Below are 17,389 nucleotides of genomic sequence, written 5' to 3' on the forward strand. Positions count from 1 at the left end.
GTCTCGTGTCCCGGGCGCTGCGCAACATGCAATGTTGCGCTGCTGAACCGGGACCCAGTTTGGCCGCGGGGTGGGTCCCGGCTCTGCGGCGCAGCGCAAGCGCGCTGCACCACGTCCGGGACGCGAGTGCATCGGTCGGCCCCTCACTTCAGCGTCAGCCCGGTCACGCGCACCAGCCCGTCCGGCATCTGCTTGTAGCCTTCCAGCCTGGTGGAATGTGCGATCAGGATCTTGCGGTGATAGATGTAGAGCAGCGGATCTTCTTCCAGCACGATCTTCGCCAGCTTCTCATAGATCGCCTTGCGCTGCGCCTGATCGGTGACGAGACGGCCGTCGTCGAGCGCCTTGTCGGCTTCGGGATTGGACCAGCCGCTGTAGTTCTGCGGCGCGTTGGATTTCTGGAACACGTAGGAATTGCCGTCGGGATCGATCCGTCCGCTCCAGGCCAGCATGAAGGCCTGATATTCACCTGATTCGGCCAGCTTCAGCGAGGTCGCAAATTCCGTGACGCGGATCTTCATGTCGAAACCCGCTTCCGAGGCCATCGACTGGATCACCTGCGCCACGGCTTCGGTTTCCGCGCCCTTCGGCACCATGAAGTCGACGCTGACCGGCGGGGTGACGCCGGCTTCCTTCAGCAGCGCCTTGGCCTTGGCGACGTCGCGTCCGCGGACCGGGAAAGCTTTTTGGTAATAAGGATGATCGGGATTGACCCATTGGTTGCCGGTCTTGAATTCGCCGTTGAACACCACCTGATTGATGGCCTCGCGATCGAGCGAAAGATCGAGCGCCTGGCGCACTTTCGCCGACTGGCTGAGCGGCCCCTTGGCCTTGTCCTTGCCGACGTTCAGCGTTACGCCCTGATAGCCGAGCTCGATGGCGCTGGATAATTTCAGTTTCGGGTCGCTCTGCACCGCCTTGATGTCGGTGGCCAGCAGGCGTTCGATCAAATCGAGGCCGCCGGATTTCAAATTGGCGAGGCGTACGGTGGCGTCGACCAGCGGCAGATAGACGATGCGGTCGATCTTGACCGCGTCCTTGTTCCAGTAGTCGGCGAATTTCTCGAACACAATGCGGTCCTGCTGCACGCGCTCGACGAATTTGTAGGGACCCGCGCAGACCGGCTTCAAGCCGAACTTGTCGCCTTCGGCCTTTGCGGCTTTCGGCGAAACCATCATGCCGGCGCGGTCGGTGAGCTGGGCTATCAGCGGCGAGAACGGCGTCTTCAAGACCAGCTTGATGGTGAGGGGATCGACGATGTCGACACGGTCGAGCTGGGCCAGTTCCGGTTTGCGGAACGAGGTCGGCATCGTCAGATGGCGATCCAGCGAGAATTTCGCGGCCTCGGCGTCCAGCGGTTCGCCGTCGTGGAATTTCACGCCCGGCCGCAGCTTGATGATGACTTCCTTGCCGTCGGCCGAAGTCTGGTGCGACAGCGCGAGCTGCGGCACGATGTTGATCTTCTCGTCGATGTCGAACAGCTTGTCGCACAATGATGCGAACACGATGCGGCCGACATAGGTGCGCCCGAGCGTCGGATCGAGAATATCCGGATCCTCGGCCAAGCCGATGCGCAGCGTGGTCTGCGCCTGCACACTCGCTTCGAACGACAGCAACAGCGCCGCCGCGGTCACCGCCAAACGCAAGATTTTCATCGCACCCATCCCTTTGATTACACTGCTGTCGGTCGTGTCCCTGATATACCAACACCGGTACGGCCCGCACCTTCCGTCCGTCCAAAGGCGGCGACCAGTTTTTCAAGGACTGGTGAAAAGCCGCCATCTGAGGGCACGATGCTGTCCGGTGCCGGCAGTTCCGCCATCCGGTGGCACGCCGTCGCATGGCCCGTGCTGTCGGCCACGAGTTGCGGCACTTCGGTGCGGCAACGCTCGACCACATAGGGACAGCGGGTATGAAAGCGGCAGCCGGACGGCGGATCGAGCGCGCTCGGCATCTCGCCCTGCAACACGATGCGGCTGCGTTTGGCTTGTGGCTTGGGTACCGGAATCGCCGACAGCAAGGCCCGGCTATAGGGATGCCGGGGGGCGGCGAACAGCGCTTGCGCGTCCGCGGTCTCGACGATGACGCCGAGATTCATCACCGCGACCCGGTGGGCGATGTGCTTCACCACGGCGAGGTCGTGCGAGACAAAAATATACGCAAGGCCCAGCCGGTTCTGCAAATCGCGCAGCAGGTTCAGGATCTGCGAGCGGATCGAGACGTCGAGCGCCGATACCGGCTCGTCGCAGATGATCAGTTTCGGCTCCACCGCGAGCGCCCGCGCGATCGCGATGCGCTGGCGCTGGCCGCCGGAGAATTCGTGCGGGTAGCGGCGGGCAAAGCGCGGCTCCAGCCCGACCAGCCGCAGCAATTCCTCGACCCGCTCGCGGCGACGCGGTGCGGGCACGAGGTCATGCAGCGCCAGCGGCTCGGTCAGGATCTGGCTCACCGTCATGCGCGGATTGAGCGAGGCATAAGGGTCCTGGAAAATGATCTGCGCGTCGCGTCGGAAGTTGCGCAGTTCATTGGCGCCCAGCGCGAGGAGATCGCGGCCCTCGAAGCGAACGCTGCCGGCGTCGGGTTCAATCAGCCGCAGCACCAGCCGGCTGACGGTGGATTTTCCGCAGCCGGATTCGCCGACCAGCGCCAGCGTCTTGCCGGCCTCGACGCGGAAGCTGACGCCGTCGACGGCCCTGACGAAGGCGGTGGCGCGGCCGAACACCGAACGCGCCGCGACGAAATGCTTTACAAGTCCTTTGACCTCGAGCAGCGCGCTCATGATACCAGCCGCTCCAGCGGCGCGCGGATGCAGCGCGAGGCGTGGCCGGGGCTGAGGATCGCCAGCGGCGGCGGCGCTGCGACGCAGATGTCAGCGACAAAAGGACAGCGCGCCGCGAAGCGGCAACCGGGCGGCGGGTTGGCCATGTTCGGCACCATGCCCTCGATGGTGGCCAGATGCGCGGCCCGGCGGTCGAGCCGCGGGATCGAGCCGAGCAGGCCGACGGTGTAGGGATGCTGCGGATTGGCGAACAGCTCATCAACCGGCGCGCGCTCGACGATCTCGCCGGCATACATCACGGCGACCTCGTCGCAGACTTCGGCGACAACGCCGAGATCGTGCGTGATCAGGATGATCGCAGCCCCGCTGGCGGCCTTCAGCTCGCGCATCAGATCGAGGATCTGCGCCTGCAGCGTGACGTCGAGCGCCGTGGTCGGCTCGTCCGCGATCAACAGGCGGGGATCGCAGGCCAGCGCCATCGCGATCATCACGCGCTGGCGCATGCCGCCGGAAAGCTTGTGCGGATATTCGTCGATGCGCTTGTCGGGCGAGGGGATGTGGACGCGGCGCAGCAGCTCGATGGCGCGTTCGCGGGCCTGACGCTTCGAGCCGCCGCGATGGCGCAGGATGGTCTCGATGATCTGGTCGCCGATGGTGAAACTCGGATTGAGCGAGGTCATCGGCTCCTGGAAAATCATTGCCAGGCGATTGCCGCGGAGGTCGCGCAGGGTCTCGTCGGGCACGTCGAGCAGATCAAAACCGTCGAAGCGGATCGAGCCGGAAACTTCCGCCGAGTGTTTCGACAACAGCCCCATGATCGCCAGCGATGTGACGCTCTTGCCGCAGCCGGATTCGCCGACCAGCCCGAGCGTCGCGCCGTTGGCGACGCTGAGATCGACGGTATCGACGGCATGCGTCGAGCGGCCATCGTCGCCATGGAACACGACGCGCAAGCCCTCGATTTCGATGAGGGGGGTCGTGCTCATGCCTTGCCAGTCGTCGCTTTGATGCTGGCCTCGATGCCGGCGTCGATGGTCGCGCGATCGGTGATCCCGGCGGGATTCTTGCGCGTCGGCATGAAGGCGCGGAAATGCACCCAGCGCTCGCGGCTTACTTGTTCGAGGCGCTCCAGCTCGCGCAGCGGATCGGTGTGGTCGTCGACGCGCAGATTGAGCTCGGACCATTCCTCCTCGCCATGGATCAGCAGCGCCGCAGATTGCTTGCCGCGCTTGTCGCCGCCGGCGGCTTCGCCCGCATGCATCGCGGCAATCAGCCGGCGAGGAAAGGGCAGGCCAGCATTGGCGACATAGGCCTTTGCGGTGTCGTCGAGCACGGCGGCGCCGGCCAGCATGTTGCCCGCGATCGAGAAACCTTCGCCCTGGATGTGTCCGCACCAGTCGACGCAATCGCGGCCGGTATGCGCAGCGATGCGGCCCTTGGTGTCCATGATGTGGAGTTGCCGGCTTTCGCGGCCGTCGTCGGTGGCGACAAGGGTTTTGAGGATGTCGCTCGGGTCAAGTCCCTGGCTCAACAGCTTCACGCCGTCGATGCCGTAATAGGGATTGACCAATGCCTGGGTCGCGATGCCGCCGATACCGGCGACGAGATGCGGCACGCGCGCGCCGACCGCGAAGAATTTGGTCGCGACCGCGATGCCGAACTGGCCGGTCGCGGGATCGCGGGCGATGATCGACCAGGTCATCTGAAGCCCCTTATCGTCCGGCCGCGTAGCCTTGCATGCCCCTCGGATTGGCGGCCGCACGGCGGCGGCGGCCGACCTTGGAAGCCGCGGTGAGACGGCCTTCCGACCAATCGGGGCCGATCTCGACGACATGGCCGCGGCCCTTCAACGTATCGACGGTCGCCTTCGGCACACGGTTTTCAACAACCAGCACGCCGGGCCTTGCGGTGCGCGGCCAGAACGAGATCGGGAAATGTTCGGAGTGCCAGGCCGGCGCGTCGATCGCTTCCTGCAGGTTCAGATTGGCGTGGACGTGGCGCAGGAAAAACTGCGTGGTCCATTGGTCCTGCTGGTCGCCGCCAGGCGAACCCCAGGCCATGTACGGCTCGCCGTCGCGTAGCGCCATGGTCGGCGACAGCGTGGTGCGCGGGCGCTTGCCCGGCGCCAGTGCCGCGGGATGGTCTTCCTCGAGCCAGAACATCTGGGCGCGGCTGCCGAGACAGAAGCCGAGTTCGGGAATCACCGGCGAGGATTGCAGCCAGCCGCCGGACGGCGTCGCCGAGATCATGTTGCCGGCCTGGTCGATGATATCGAAATGCACGGTGTCGCCACGCACTTCGCCGAAGCGGCCGACAGTCGGCTCGCCCGCGCCCATGGCGCCGACCGCCTCGCGATGGCCTTCGGCGCGGCGCATTTTCACGACCGAACCAAACCCTTCCACCGAGCCGGGGAGGAAATCGAGCGAGGCCTTGTCCCTTGAGATCAGCTTGCGGCGTTTGTCATTGTAGGCGTCCGACAGCAAGGTCGCGATCGGGATGTCGGTGAATTTGGGATCACCGTAGAATTTTTCGCGGTCCGCGAAAGCGAGTTTTGCGCATTCGATCTGCAGGTGGATGAATTCGGGCCCAGTCGGATCGAGCCCGTCGAGTTCGAAACCCTTGAGCAGTGCCAGTTGCTGCAGCATCACCGGGCCCTGGCTCCAGACTCCCGGTTTGCAGACGGTGTAGCGGCCGTAATCATAAGTCAGCGGCGCCTCGACGGTCGGCTGCCAGCGCGCCATGTCGTCGGCGCGGAGCACGCCGCGGTGCGGTGAGCCGCTGACGTCCATCACGTCCTGGGTGCGGCAGAACTTGTCGATCGCCTCCGCAACGAAGCCGTGCGACCACGCTTTTCGCGCGCCTTCGATCTGCGCGACGCGATCGCCACCAGCGCTTTCGGCCTCTTTCAGGATGCGGGCGTAGGTTTCCGACAGCTGCTTGTTGGTGAACAGCGTGCCGGGTTTCGGCACTTCGTTGTTCGGCAGATAGACCGCGGCCGAGGTCTTCCAGTGATTCCTGAACAGCTTTTCGACGATCTGGATCGTCGCTGCGGCGCGCTCGACCAGCGGATAGCCGTCGCGGGCGTAAGCAATCGCGGGTTCCAGCACGTCGCGCAGCCGCATTGTGCCGTAATCGCGCAACAGCAACATCCAGGATTCGAACGTGCCGGGCACGCAGGCCGCGAGCAGCCCGGTGCCGGGCACCATCTCCAGCCCCTCACTGCGATAATGCGCGATGGTGGCGCCTGACGGCGCCGGGCCCTGGCCGCAAATCACTTCGGTGCGGCCGCGCCTGGTGTCGTGCACGATGATCGGCACATCGCCGCCCGGGCCGTTCAGATGCGGCTCGACCACCTGCAGCGTGAAGGCGGTAGCAACGCCGGCATCGAACGCGTTGCCGCCCTTTTCCAGAATGCCCATCCCGACCGCGGTGGCGATCCAGTGGGTCGAGGTCACCACCCCGAACGTGCCTTCGATTTCCGGCCTGGTCGTGAACGGATCGGGGTTGATGTTGCTCATGGGAATCCGATGCTGCGCTTGGTATTTGGTGCGCCACTTGACCACAGGCGGGGCGCGCTGCCAACCGTTTGGTTGACGTGGCGGGCTCCCATCCCGGCGATCAGGCAGGCACGGCTTCGGCCGGCGAATTGACGGCGTGGCAGGCGACGCCGTTGATCAGCGCGGGCGCTTCCTGGCGGCAGAGATCGTAGGCCAGCGGGCAGCGCGGGTTGAAGGCGCAGCCGGGCGGCGGATTGATCGGATTGGGGATCTCGCCCTTGACCGGAATCCGCTGGCGTCCGGACATCGCAAGATCCGGAACCGCGCCCAGCAGCATCTTGGTGTAGGGCATCCGCGGATTGCTGAAGAGTTCGCGCCCTTCGGCGATCTCGACGATGCGGCCGAGATACATCACGCCGATCCGGCTCGCCATGTGGCGCACCACGGCAAGGTTATGGCTGATGAAGAGATAGGTGAGGCCGAACTTGTCCTGCAAGTCGCGCATCAGATTGAGAATCTGTGCCTGCACCGAGACATCAAGCGCCGAGGTCGGCTCGTCGCAGACGATGAATTCGGCTTCCGACGCCAGCGCGCGGGCGATCGCAATGCGCTGGCGCTGGCCGCCGGAAAACTCGTGGGGAAATTTCAGGCCGTCATCGGCATGCAGGCCGACGAGGCTCAGCAGTTCGCCGACGCGCGCGGCGATGTCGCGCTCGCCCTGGATCAGGTCGAAGGCGCGGATCGGCTCGGAGACGATGGCGTCCACTCTGAATCTTGGATTGAGGCTGGCATAGGGATCCTGGAAGATCATCTGGATGCGGCGGCGCAGCTTTTGCCGCACCTGCGCCTGTCTTGCATCGGTCATCGAGACGCCGTCGATGAGAACTTCGCCGGAACTCGGCGGCAGCAATCCCACCACCATCCGCGCTACCGTGGTTTTGCCCGAACCGGATTCGCCGACGAGGGCAAAAGTCTCGCCCTTCTTGATATCGAAGGTCACGCCGTCGACCGCCTTCAGGAATTCCAGGTGGCCGCCTTCGAGCATGCGGTTAAGCCACGGCTTGGACACGTCGAACTCGCAGCGCAAATTCCTGACGTCGATGAAAGATGCCGCGCTCATGCCGCGGTCTCCTTGATCGCCTTGGACGCGCCATCATAGAGATGACAGGCCACGGCCTGCGTGCCGTGCGCGATCGGCTCCGGACGCTCGACGCGGCAGCGGTCGAAGACGAAGCCGCAGCGCGGGTTGAACGGGCAACCTTGCGGGATCGCCGACAGCCGCGGCATCGAACCGGGTATCTGCACCAGCCGCTTGTCTTCGCCCGCGAGCGTCGGGATCGCGCCCATCAGGCCCTTGGCGTAGGGATGCAGCGGGTTCTGGACCACGTCCTGAACCGGGCCGATCTCGGCAATCCGCCCCGAATACATCACCGCGACGCGGTCGGAGGTTTCGGCGATCACGCCCATGTCGTGCGTCACCAGCATCACGGCGGTGCCATGGTCGCGGCCAAGGCGTTTGATCAGCGAGATGATCTGCGCCTGCACGGAGACGTCAAGGGCCGTGGTCGGCTCGTCGGCGATGATCAGATCCGGTTCGGCGCAGATCGCCAGCGCGATCACGACGCGCTGGCGCATGCCGCCGGAGAATTCATGCGGATAGGCGTCGATGCGTTTTTCCGGCGCCGGAATGCCGACCTCCGCCAAAAGGTCGATGGCGCGCTTGCGCGCCGCGGTCTCGGAGAGATTGAGATGGGTCCGGATGGTTTCGACGATCTGGTCGCCGATCTTGTAGAGCGGATTGAGGCTGGTCAGCGGATCCTGGAAGATCATGCCGATGCGTTTGCCGCGGATGCGACGGATTTCTTCCGGCGGCAGATGATCGATCCGCATCCCCGACAGATAGATCTCGCCGCCCGCGATCCGCCCCGGCGGATCGATCAGGCCGATCACGGCAAGGCCCGTCACGGATTTGCCGGCGCCGGATTCACCGACCACGCCGAGCACCTCGCCTTTGGCGATGTCGAAGGAGATGCCGTTGATGGCGTGCAAGACGCTGCGGCGGGTGTGGAACTCCACCTCGAGGTTACGCACGGAGAGGACAGGAATGGTCATCGGAGCTTCGGATTGAGCGCGTCGCGCAGCCAGTCGCCGAGCAGGTTGATGGAAAGGATCAGTCCGGCCAGCGCAAAGCCGGGGAAGGCCACGATCCACCATTCGCCCGCGAACAGATAATTGTTGCCGATCCGGATCAGCGTGCCCAGCGATGGCATGGTATCGGGCATCCCGGCCCCGAGGAAGGACAGGGTGGCTTCCGTAATGACGGCGAGCGCGAGGTTGATGGTGGCTATCACCAGGATCGGCCCCATTGTGTTCGGTAGCACGTGACGCAGCATGATGATGGGGGCGGGCAGCCCGATCAATTGGGCGGCTGCAACATAATCCTTGTTCTTCTCGACCATGACGGAGCCGCGCACGGTGCGGGCATACTGCACCCAGAAACTTAAGCCGATCGCGATCACCAGCACCACCAGCGTACTCATGGCGTCGAGCCGGTTGCCGAACACCGACTTGGCGACGCCGTTGACCAGGAGCGCGATCAGGATCGCCGGAAACGTCAGTTGCACGTCGGCGATGCGCATGATCAGTCCATCGACCGCGCCGCCGACATAGCCCGCGATCAGCCCGAGCGTAATGCCGAGCGCGCCGGCGAAGACGACACCGAGCACGCCGACGACAAGCGAAATCCGCAGCCCGTAGAGAATGGCGGAGAACACGTCGCGGCCCTGCTCGTCGGTGCCGAGCAGGAACGGGCTTTGGCCGTCGGCCGTCCACAGCGGCGAAATGCGCGAATTCATCAGTTGAAGCTGCGCCGGATCGAACGGGTTCTGAACCGAGAGAACCGAGGCGAAGATCGCCAGCAGGAAAAACAGCATGGTAACGGCCGCCGCCACCATCGTCAGCTTGGAACGGCGGAACGAATAGAAGATGTCGCTGTCCAGCGCGCGTCTGAACCAGCCCGTGCCGGCGCGCGCAACGGCTGCGCTCGGCTCGGCTCGGTGGGGGACGACGGCGTCGGACATCGATAATCTATCTCGCTTCAAGCCGGACGGCGGATCGTCGAGCGCAGGCGCGGATCGACGACGGTGTAGAGGATATCGACCACCAGATTGATGGTGACGAAGATCAGCGACACCATCAGCAGGTAGGCCGCCATGATCGGAATATCGACGTTTTGCACAGCCTGCACGAACAACAACCCCATGCCCGGCCACTGGAACACGGTCTCGGTAATGATCGCAAATGCAATAACCGAGCCAAATTGCAACCCCGCCACGGTGATGACGGGAACCAGGGTGTTCTTGAGCGCATGACCGAAATGGATCGCGCGCGTGGTCAGGCCGCGCGCCCGCGCGAAGCGGATGTAATCGGTGCGGAGGACTTCCAGCATTTCAGCGCGCACCAGCCGCATGATCAACGTCAGCTGGAACAGGCCGAGCGTGATCGACGGCAGGATCAGCGCCTTGAGGCCGGAAAGCGTCAGCAGGCCCGTGGTCCACCAGCCGACCCGCACGACATCGCCGCGGCCAAACGAGGGCAGCCAGCCCAGCGTCACCGAGAACAGATAGATCAGGAGAATGCCGATCAGGAAGGTCGGCAGCGAGATTCCGATCAGCGATACGGCCTGGAATATTTTGGCAAGCACGGTGTCGCGTTTGAGCGCCGAATAAACCCCCATCAGGATGCCGAACACCATCGCGAAGATCGTCGCGCAGATCGCGAGCTCCAGTGTCGCGGGCATCCGTTCTGCGAGCAGGCTGGAGACCGGCTGGCGGAACTGATAGGACACCCCGAACTTGAACTGCACGGCGTTGCCGAAATAGCGCGCGAACTGCACCGGCACTGGATCGTCGAGACCGAGCGATTTGCGCACCGCCTCGCGCTCAGCGGCCGGCGTATCCAGCGAAACGATTTGGTTGACGGGGTCGCCGGCGAAACGGAACATCGAGAACGAGATGACCCCGACCGCGATCATGACGCCGATGGCCTGGATCGCGCGGCGAAGAGTGAAAGCGAGCATGTATTCCTTTCACTGCTCTTTCGGTACGGCGGCGGACGTCGCTGCCGCCTGAAAGCGAAAAGTCCCGGAAGCCGCTAAGCCGTCGGGACCCGGTGTTGAGGCCTGACTAGTCCTGTTTGGTCGCCCAGTAGAGCAGGACCTGATTGTCGGCGCGCTGGCTCAGCTTGACTTTTTTGGACACGCCCCAGGCCAGCGCCTGCTGATGCAGCGGGATGTAACCGAAATCCTTGTCGAGGATCGCGTAAGCGCTCTTGATCAACTGATCACGCTTGGTGGTGTCGGCTTCCTGCAATATCTTGTCGGTGAGGGCGTCAATTTCCTTGTTGCAATATCCGCTGAGATTGTTTTCCCCGCGCGAACTCTTGGGGTTGTCGCGACAGCCGATAACGTCGTAGAGCACGTTATGGGAATCGAGAGTTCCGGGAGTCCAGCCCAACAGAAAGAACGACGTCTGATAGCCGCCCGCCTTGAGAACCTTGGCGAAGTACTGCGCCTTGGGTTGCGCGAGGAGGTCAACTTTGACGCCGATCCGGGCCAGCATGCTGACGATCGCCTGGCAGATTGGGGCGTCATTGACGTAGCGGTCGTTGGGGCAGTCTAGGCTGACTTCGAAACCGTCGGGGTAGCCGGCTTCGGCCAGAAGCTTCTTGGCGCCGTCGGGATCGAATTTCGGCCGCGTGAAATCTTTTGACAGTGCAAATAATTGCGGTGCGATCATCAGCGCCGATGGCGTGGAAAGGCCGCGCATCACGCGGGTCTTGATCAGCTCGACATCGATTGCCTTGTAGAACGCCTCGCGGACGCGAACGTCCTTGAAGGGGTTCTTGCCCTTGATGTTGGAATACAGCAATTCATCGCGAAGTGTGTCCATGCCGAGAAAGATGGTGCGAAGTTCTGGTCCCTTCAGCACCTGGGCGTTGGGGCTGGACTCCACGCGTGTGATATCCTGGATCGGAACCGGCTCGATGACGTCGACTTCGCCCGACAGCAGGGCGGCCACGCGCGTGGCGGCCGAGCCGATCGGCGTGAAGACGATCTCTTTCAGATTGTGCTCGGGCTTGCGCCACCAATTCGGATTGGCCTTGTAGACGGTCTTGACGCCGGGTTGATGGCTTTCGACGGAGAACGGACCGGTGCCATTGGCGTTGAGCGAGGCAAAACTGGGCGAAGTTGCCGCCACTGGAGTTGGAGCGATCGAGTTGTTCGCCTCGGCCCATTTCTTGTCCATGATGTACCAGGTATCCCATTGCGAATGTAGAATGGGATTTGGCGAGGTCAGGATGAAATCCACGGTGTGGTCGTCGACCTTGACGACCTTGGCATCGGACGGAATGCGGGTGGGAAGGTTCGAGCCCTTGGCCCGAACCCGCTCGGCCGAGAAGACCACATCGTCGGCGGTGAAGGGGTCGCCGTTATGGAATTTGACGCCTTTGCGCAGGTGGAACCGCCAGCGGGTCGGCTCCGGCGTTTCCCAGCTCTCCGCCAGCGCGGGGATGATCTTCAGGTCCTTGTCGCGGGCGGTAAGGCCTTCGAAGACATGTCCGAGATGGGCGTGGGTGGTGCTTTCGTTCAGCGTGTACGGATCCAGCGATTTGAGGTCGCCCTGGTTGGCGTAGCGCAGGCTCTGGGCCGATGCCGGCGCAGCCGCAAAGCCGAGCATTGTAACCGTAGCCGCTGCAAGCAAACTCTGACGTACCGACATTTGTTGGATATCCCCGCTTTGATCAGCCCCAATTCCGCAAACGACGGCGGATATTGCCGATCCATGTTGCCAAAGTCCAGCCGCCGCGCAAGCGCGATCTCCTTGTTGAGCGGACCGGTTTGCGCCGCGATGCGGCAATGAGTAGCTTCACCTTTAACTGTGGGCGCGATTGCGTCACATTAAACTTTCGGAGTGCCGGATGGCGGAACTGAAGGCCGACGTTCTTGTGTTGGGAGCGGGCATGGTCGGCGTCGGCGCCGCCCTGCACCTGCAAAAAAAGGGCCGCGACACGGTCCTGATCGACCGGCACGAACTCGCCGGCGAGGAAACCAGCTACGGCAATGGCGGGCTGATCGAATGCGCGTCGGTCTTTCCCTACATGTTCCCCCGGGATCTGCGCCAGATCCTGCAATACGCGACCAATCGCACGCCGCAGCTGCGCTATCATTTCGGCGATCTGCCATCGTTCCTGCCCTGGCTGGTACGCTACTTCCTGGCCTCTTCGCCCGAGCGTGCGCTGCACAGTGCAATGGCCGAACTGCCGCTGATCCAGCGCAGCCTGGTCGAGCATGAGGCGCTGATTGCGGAAGCCAACGTGCCGGAGTTGTTGCGCCGGACCGGCTGGATCAAGCTCTATCGTTCCGACGCGACGCTGACAAAAGCGGTGAAGGAACTTGAACGCGCCAGGCAATATGGCGTCGCAGGCAATATCCTCGATGCGCCTGCGATCGCGGCGCGCGAGCCGAATCTGACCGGCGATTTCGCCGGTGCGGTGCACTTTCCCGATCCCGGCTTTGTCCCCGATCCCGGCGGACTCACCAAGGCCTATGCGGCGCTGTTCGGCCGCAACGGCGGCCGCTTCCTGGTCGGCGATGCGCGCACGCTCGAACAATCCGGCGCACGGTGGCGCGTCGCAACCCTCGAAGGATCGATCACGGCGCGCGAAGTCGTCGTCGCCATGGGCCCATGGTCCGATCAGATCTTTGCCCCGCTGGGCTATTCGATCCCGCTCAACGTCAAGCGCGGCTATCACATCCATTTGGCGCCGCGCGGCAATGCCGTGCTCAACCACCCCGTGCTGGACGCCGACCAGGGCTTTTTGCTGGCGCCGATGAACCGCGGCATTCGCCTGACCACCGGCGCCGAGATGGCCCGCCGCGACGCGCCGCCGACGCCGGTTCAGGTCGAACGGGCCATGCCAAAGGCGCATAGACTGTTTCCGTTGGGAGAGCCGGTCGACGCCCAGCCGTGGAAGGGGGCACGGCCCTGTTTGCCGGATATGCTGCCGGTGATCGGGAAGGCGCCCCGCCATCCTGGTTTGTGGTTCGATTTCGGCCACCAGCACCACGGCCTGACGCTCGGACCCGCGACCGGCCGGCTGCTGGCGGAAATGATGACCGGCGAGACCCCGTTCGCCGATACTAGCCCTTTTGCTGTCGAACGTTTTGGTTGACCATATGCGGCAAATGGGGGCCCCGGGGGGCGGTCTTGTCCTTGCGTGACTCAGCCAGTCACGGCGATACTGCGGCAAGCCACAAAATCAAGGAGCGGCCATGAAGGTAAATGTCGAAATTGATTGCACGCCGCTCGAGGCCCGGCAGTTTTTCGGACTTCCCGACGTCGCGCCGATGCAGACCGCGGTCATGGACAAGATGCAGCAGCAGGTGATGGCCAACATCGACAAGGTCTCACCGGAATCGCTGCTGCAATCCTGGTTCACCTTCGATCCCAAGATCGCCGAACGCTTTCAGGACATGTTCGTGACCATGGCCGGTCTCGGAGGCATGGCCAAGAAGGACAAGAAATAGTGGCCGTTGCGGAGGACGCGCCGGCGGCAGCGCAGGGCGCGCCGGCGGCAGGACGCAAGCTTCGTCCACCGAGCCTGTTCATGATGCTCGCCGAAGCAAGAAGCGTGTTCGAACTGAATTCGAGCTTGCTGCTTTCGCCTTTATTGATGCGCGCCCCGAAGGGCGACGGTCATCCGGTGCTGGCGCTGCCGGGATTTCTCGCCAGCGATCTGTCGATGTTGCCGATGCGGCGCTATCTGAAAGAGCTCGGCTACGATTCCTATGCATGGAAAATGGGCCGCAACTTCGGCGGCGTCGCCAGCAAGCGCGCTGCGTTGCGCGACCTGTTGAGGCAAATCCACGACACCACGGGGCGAAAGGTCAGCATCATTGGCTGGAGTCTCGGCGGCATCTACGCACGCGATCTCGCAGTGCAACTGCCGGACATGGTACGATCCGTGATCACGCTCGGAAGTCCGTTTGCCAACGACATCACTGCGACCAATGCCACGCGGCTGTACGAGGCGCTGTCGGGGGAAGGCATCAACGACAACCCGGAGATCAGGGAAGCCATCGCCGGCGACCTGCCGGTGCCCGTGACCTCGATCTATTCCCGCACCGATGGGATCGTGAACTGGCGTACCAGCCTGTTGCGTCCCTCCAGCACGGCCGAAAATATCGAGGTGCATCTCGCAAGCCATATCGGGCTTGGCGTGAACCCGGCCGCCCTGTGGGCGGTGGCCGACCGTCTGGCGCAGCCGGAAGGCGAATTTAAGCAATTTGATCGGTCAGGGCCGTTTGCCATTGCATATGGGGCTCCGGAAAATGCACTATCCTGACCAACGTCCTTGAAGACCGGGGTACGCAATCCCGGCTTCAGGACCGTCTGAACGCCAGAAGCGCCAATAAGAGCGTCGCGTGATCTCTGCGGGAGGAAAACATGACTGACGCCAAAAAGCTGTCCTCAATGGACGCGTCGTTTCTGTATCTGGAAACGCCGGAAATGCCGATGCATGTCGGAAGCATGGCGATCTTCCGCCTGCCCGAGAATTACAACGGCAACTTCTTCGAAGATTTCAAGGCGATGATTGGCTCGCGACTGCACCTCGCGCCGATCCTGAAAGCGCGCCTTGAAAAGGCGCCGCTCGACATCGATCATCCGTCCTGGGTCGAGGACGACCAGTTCGACATCGACCGCCATATTTTCCGCGGCAGCCTGCCGGCGCCGTACGACCGCGCGACGCTGGAGCGCATCGTCGGCTGGATGCATGCCAAGCTGCTCAACCGTGCCCGTCCGCTCTGGGAGTTTTACGTCTTCGAAGGCATGAAGGACAACGAGATTGGGCTTTACTCCAAGATGCACCACGCCTGCATCGACGGCGGCGCCGGGGCAGCGCTCACCAACATGATCTACGATTTGACGCCGGTGCCGCGAAAGGTCGAGCCGCCGACGGCGCGCAAGGTCGCGCAAGAGCCGCGCGACATCGCCGCCAACCTGATCGATTCCTATCAGCAGCTCTGGCGGCAGCCGTTCGATTCCTCGGCGGCGCCGAAGGGCCTGGAACTGCCGCGTTCGGGCAAGAGCGACCTCGGATCGATCCTGTTCGACAACGCCATGTTCCAGATCGAAAGCGCGGTGAAGTTTGCCGCCAGCGTGCCGACCATGCTCAAGAGCGTTTCCGAAGTGATCGGCAAGATTTCCGATCCGAAATCGCGCGACAGCATCGCCAGCATGGTGTCGCCGCCGACCATCCTGAACAAGGCGATCTCGTCCGAGCGCAGCTTTGCCGGCACCTCGATCTCGCTGTCGCGGGCCAAGGCGGTGGCGAAAGCTTCCGGCGGCAAGCTCAACGACGTCGTACTGGCGCTGTCCTCCGGTGTGGTCCGCCGCTATCTGCAGCAGCAGGGCGCGCTGCCAACCAAGTCGCTGACCGCCGCAGTGCCGATCTCGCTGCGCGAGGAGGGCAACACCGAGGCCAACAACCAGGTGTTCGGCATGATCTGCTCGATCGCCACCAACCTCGAGGATCCCAAGGGGCGGCTGGAGGCGATCATCGCGCAATCCACCAAGTCCAAGGAGATGTCGCATCCGCTGCGTGCGTTGATGCCGCAGGTCTCCAACATCTCGATGCTGGGCGCGCCGATCGTGGTGCAGATCCTGGCGCTGCTCTACAGCCGCTCGAATCTCTCCGACGTGCTGCCGCCGGCGGCCAACATCACCGTTTCCAACGTGCCGGGGCCGCGGCAAACCTTGTACGCGGCAGGCGCGGAATTGCTGCACATCTTCCCGGTGTCGATCTCGACCCACGGGCTCGCGCTCAACATCACCGTGCAGAGCTATCGCGACCAGCTCGATTTCGGCTTCATCGCCGGTGCCAACATCATCCCGCATGTCCAGGTTCTGTGCGACATGCTTCCGCTGGAGTTTGAAGCGCTGGAGGCGGCCTATGCGCCGCCGCCGACGATGACCAGCGCGGCTGAATAGGATTTTTGCGATGATTGAAATGCCGCAGCTGCAGTTCGCTGAGACGAACGGTATTCGCATGGGTTATTACGAGGCCGGGCCGAAGACCGACAAGCCGCCGGTCATACTGTGCCATGGCTGGCCGGAGATCGCGTTCTCCTGGCGTCACCAGATCAAGGCGCTAAGCGAGGCCGGAATCCGGGTGATCGCGCCGGACCAGCGCGGCTATGGTTCGACCGACCGGCCAGAGCCGGTCGAAGCCTATGACATCGAGCACCTCACCGGCGATCTGGTCGGCCTGATGGACCATCTGAAGATCGACAAGGCGATCTTCGTCGGCCACGACTGGGGCGGCTTCATCATCTGGCAGATGCCGCTCCGCCACATCGACCGCGTCGCTGGCGTGATCGGCATCAACACGCCGCATCATGATCGCGCGCCGGCCGATCCGATCGAGCTGTTCCGCAAGCGGTTCGGCGACAGCATGTACATCGTGCAGTTCCAGGATCCGGCCCGCGAGCCCGACAAGATCTTCGGCAGCCGGGTCGAGCAGACGTTTGACGCCTTCATGCGCAAGCCGGTGCCGCGGCCCGCCGACACACCCGCTGACCAGGTGGTCGCCGGCGTCGGTGCTTCACCGCGACTCAATTTGGCGTTTCCGCAGATGATTGCGGGTTACGACGCCAAGCATGACCCGCGGACACCAATCCTGTCGCCGGAAGAGAAGAAGGTGTTCGTCGATACGTTCACGAAGTCAGGTTTCACCGGCGGCATCAACTGGTACCGCAACATGTCGCGCAACTGGCAGCGTTCGGCCGGGATCGATCACACGGTGAAGGTGCCGGCGCTGATGATCATGGCCGAGAACGACCATGTGCTGCCGCCGTCGTCGGCCGATGGCATGGAAAAGATCGTTCCCGATCTGGAGAAATACCTGGTGCGCGACAGCGGCCATTGGACGCAACAGGAAAAGCCGGACGAGGTCAGCGCCAAGCTGATCGAATGGCGCAGGAAGCGGTTTGGGTGATACGACGGCTCTCTCCGGTCGTCATTGCGAGCGAAGCGAAGCAATCCATTCTTTC

General features: G+C 63.3%; 15 protein-coding genes. 5 read left to right on the top strand and 10 right to left on the bottom strand.

Going from position 1 to position 17,389, the window contains the following annotated elements:
- Nucleotides 1-143 precede the first annotated feature (143 nt).
- The 10 genes from ACSQ84_RS00510 to ACSQ84_RS00555 all read right to left on the bottom strand — a co-directional run bounded on the left by ACSQ84_RS00510 (nt 144) and on the right by ACSQ84_RS00555 (nt 12,056).
- Nucleotides 144-1,655, bottom strand: coding sequence for an ABC transporter substrate-binding protein (locus ACSQ84_RS00510; protein WP_436209692.1), 1,512 nt, complete (start codon nt 1,653-1,655; stop codon nt 144-146).
- Nucleotides 1,656-1,672: 17 nt separating this feature from the next.
- Complete coding sequence (locus tag ACSQ84_RS00515; RefSeq protein ID WP_436209693.1) at nt 1,673-2,779, bottom strand: ABC transporter ATP-binding protein; 1,107 nt, start codon at nt 2,777-2,779, stop codon at nt 1,673-1,675.
- Nucleotides 2,776-3,765: an ABC transporter ATP-binding protein gene (locus ACSQ84_RS00520; RefSeq protein ID WP_436209694.1), complete on the bottom strand. Its 990-nt coding sequence runs from the start codon at nt 3,763-3,765 to the stop codon at nt 2,776-2,778. The genes ACSQ84_RS00515 and ACSQ84_RS00520 overlap by 4 nt, the downstream gene beginning before the upstream one ends.
- Nucleotides 3,762-4,481: a DUF1028 domain-containing protein gene (locus ACSQ84_RS00525; protein WP_436209695.1), complete on the bottom strand. Its 720-nt coding sequence runs from the start codon at nt 4,479-4,481 to the stop codon at nt 3,762-3,764. Before ACSQ84_RS00525 ends, ACSQ84_RS00520 begins: the two co-directional genes overlap by 4 nt.
- A 10-nt stretch (nt 4,482-4,491) precedes the next feature.
- Entirely contained in the window at nt 4,492-6,297 is a 1,806-nt protein-coding gene (locus ACSQ84_RS00530; RefSeq protein ID WP_436209696.1) for a gamma-glutamyltransferase family protein, read from the bottom strand.
- 100 nt (nt 6,298-6,397) lie between these two features.
- On the bottom strand, nt 6,398-7,396 hold the full coding sequence (locus tag ACSQ84_RS00535; protein ID WP_436209697.1) for an ABC transporter ATP-binding protein: 999 nt from the start codon (nt 7,394-7,396) through the stop codon (nt 6,398-6,400).
- Entirely contained in the window at nt 7,393-8,388 is a 996-nt protein-coding gene (locus ACSQ84_RS00540) for an ABC transporter ATP-binding protein (protein ID WP_436209698.1), read from the bottom strand. The genes ACSQ84_RS00535 and ACSQ84_RS00540 overlap by 4 nt, the downstream gene beginning before the upstream one ends.
- Nucleotides 8,385-9,356, bottom strand: coding sequence for an ABC transporter permease (locus tag ACSQ84_RS00545; RefSeq protein WP_436209699.1), 972 nt, complete (start codon nt 9,354-9,356; stop codon nt 8,385-8,387). The genes ACSQ84_RS00540 and ACSQ84_RS00545 overlap by 4 nt, the downstream gene beginning before the upstream one ends.
- A gap of 17 nt (nt 9,357-9,373) precedes the next feature.
- On the bottom strand, nt 9,374-10,354 hold the full coding sequence (locus tag ACSQ84_RS00550; protein ID WP_436209700.1) for an ABC transporter permease: 981 nt from the start codon (nt 10,352-10,354) through the stop codon (nt 9,374-9,376).
- A 106-nt stretch (nt 10,355-10,460) separates the two neighbouring features.
- On the bottom strand, nt 10,461-12,056 hold the full coding sequence (locus tag ACSQ84_RS00555) for an ABC transporter substrate-binding protein (protein WP_436209701.1): 1,596 nt from the start codon (nt 12,054-12,056) through the stop codon (nt 10,461-10,463).
- A 199-nt stretch (nt 12,057-12,255) separates the two neighbouring features.
- On the opposite strand from ACSQ84_RS00555, the gene ACSQ84_RS00560 reads away from it, so the two are divergent.
- The 5 genes from ACSQ84_RS00560 to ACSQ84_RS00580 all read left to right on the top strand — a co-directional run bounded on the left by ACSQ84_RS00560 (nt 12,256) and on the right by ACSQ84_RS00580 (nt 17,334).
- Complete coding sequence (locus ACSQ84_RS00560; protein ID WP_436209702.1) at nt 12,256-13,509, top strand: NAD(P)/FAD-dependent oxidoreductase; 1,254 nt, start codon at nt 12,256-12,258, stop codon at nt 13,507-13,509.
- 100 nt (nt 13,510-13,609) lie between these two features.
- Nucleotides 13,610-13,864: a DUF6489 family protein gene (locus ACSQ84_RS00565; RefSeq protein ID WP_436209703.1), complete on the top strand. Its 255-nt coding sequence runs from the start codon at nt 13,610-13,612 to the stop codon at nt 13,862-13,864.
- An 80-nt stretch (nt 13,865-13,944) separates the two neighbouring features.
- Nucleotides 13,945-14,682 carry an esterase/lipase family protein gene (locus tag ACSQ84_RS00570; protein ID WP_436211133.1) on the top strand — a complete coding sequence of 246 codons (738 nt, stop codon included), beginning with the start codon at nt 13,945-13,947 and terminating at the stop codon, nt 14,680-14,682.
- Between the two features lie 101 nt (nt 14,683-14,783).
- Entirely contained in the window at nt 14,784-16,328 is a 1,545-nt protein-coding gene (locus ACSQ84_RS00575; protein ID WP_436209704.1) for a WS/DGAT/MGAT family O-acyltransferase, read from the top strand.
- Nucleotides 16,329-16,338: 10 nt separating this feature from the next.
- The gene (locus ACSQ84_RS00580; RefSeq protein WP_436209705.1) at nt 16,339-17,334 is read left to right on the top strand and encodes an alpha/beta fold hydrolase; all 996 of its coding nucleotides are present in this window, start codon (nt 16,339-16,341) and stop codon (nt 17,332-17,334) included.
- Nucleotides 17,335-17,389 lie beyond the last annotated feature (55 nt).

Origin of the sequence: Bradyrhizobium sp. LjRoot220 (assembly GCF_964252915.1) — a bacterium.
In the GTDB taxonomy this organism is placed as follows: domain Bacteria; phylum Pseudomonadota; class Alphaproteobacteria; order Rhizobiales; family Xanthobacteraceae; genus Bradyrhizobium.

What these genes read in the sequence shown, in the direction of transcription:
- ACSQ84_RS00510 (WP_436209692.1), bottom strand. Translation starts at nt 1,655, where the DNA reads ATGAAAATCTTGCGTTTGGCGGTGACCGCGGCGGCGCTGTTGCTGTCG.
- ACSQ84_RS00515 (WP_436209693.1), bottom strand. Translation starts at nt 2,779, where the DNA reads ATGAGCGCGCTGCTCGAGGTCAAAGGACTTGTAAAGCATTTCGTCGCG.
- ACSQ84_RS00520 (WP_436209694.1), bottom strand. Translation starts at nt 3,765, where the DNA reads ATGAGCACGACCCCCCTCATCGAAATCGAGGGCTTGCGCGTCGTGTTC.
- ACSQ84_RS00525 (WP_436209695.1), bottom strand. Translation starts at nt 4,481, where the DNA reads ATGACCTGGTCGATCATCGCCCGCGATCCCGCGACCGGCCAGTTCGGC.
- ACSQ84_RS00530 (WP_436209696.1), bottom strand. Translation starts at nt 6,297, where the DNA reads ATGAGCAACATCAACCCCGATCCGTTCACGACCAGGCCGGAAATCGAA.
- ACSQ84_RS00535 (WP_436209697.1), bottom strand. Translation starts at nt 7,396, where the DNA reads ATGAGCGCGGCATCTTTCATCGACGTCAGGAATTTGCGCTGCGAGTTC.
- ACSQ84_RS00540 (WP_436209698.1), bottom strand. Translation starts at nt 8,388, where the DNA reads ATGACCATTCCTGTCCTCTCCGTGCGTAACCTCGAGGTGGAGTTCCAC.
- ACSQ84_RS00545 (WP_436209699.1), bottom strand. Translation starts at nt 9,356, where the DNA reads ATGTCCGACGCCGTCGTCCCCCACCGAGCCGAGCCGAGCGCAGCCGTT.
- ACSQ84_RS00550 (WP_436209700.1), bottom strand. Translation starts at nt 10,354, where the DNA reads ATGCTCGCTTTCACTCTTCGCCGCGCGATCCAGGCCATCGGCGTCATG.
- ACSQ84_RS00555 (WP_436209701.1), bottom strand. Translation starts at nt 12,056, where the DNA reads ATGTCGGTACGTCAGAGTTTGCTTGCAGCGGCTACGGTTACAATGCTC.
- ACSQ84_RS00560 (WP_436209702.1), top strand. Translation starts at nt 12,256, where the DNA reads ATGGCGGAACTGAAGGCCGACGTTCTTGTGTTGGGAGCGGGCATGGTC.
- ACSQ84_RS00565 (WP_436209703.1), top strand. Translation starts at nt 13,610, where the DNA reads ATGAAGGTAAATGTCGAAATTGATTGCACGCCGCTCGAGGCCCGGCAG.
- ACSQ84_RS00570 (WP_436211133.1), top strand. Translation starts at nt 13,945, where the DNA reads ATGATGCTCGCCGAAGCAAGAAGCGTGTTCGAACTGAATTCGAGCTTG.
- ACSQ84_RS00575 (WP_436209704.1), top strand. Translation starts at nt 14,784, where the DNA reads ATGACTGACGCCAAAAAGCTGTCCTCAATGGACGCGTCGTTTCTGTAT.
- ACSQ84_RS00580 (WP_436209705.1), top strand. Translation starts at nt 16,339, where the DNA reads ATGATTGAAATGCCGCAGCTGCAGTTCGCTGAGACGAACGGTATTCGC.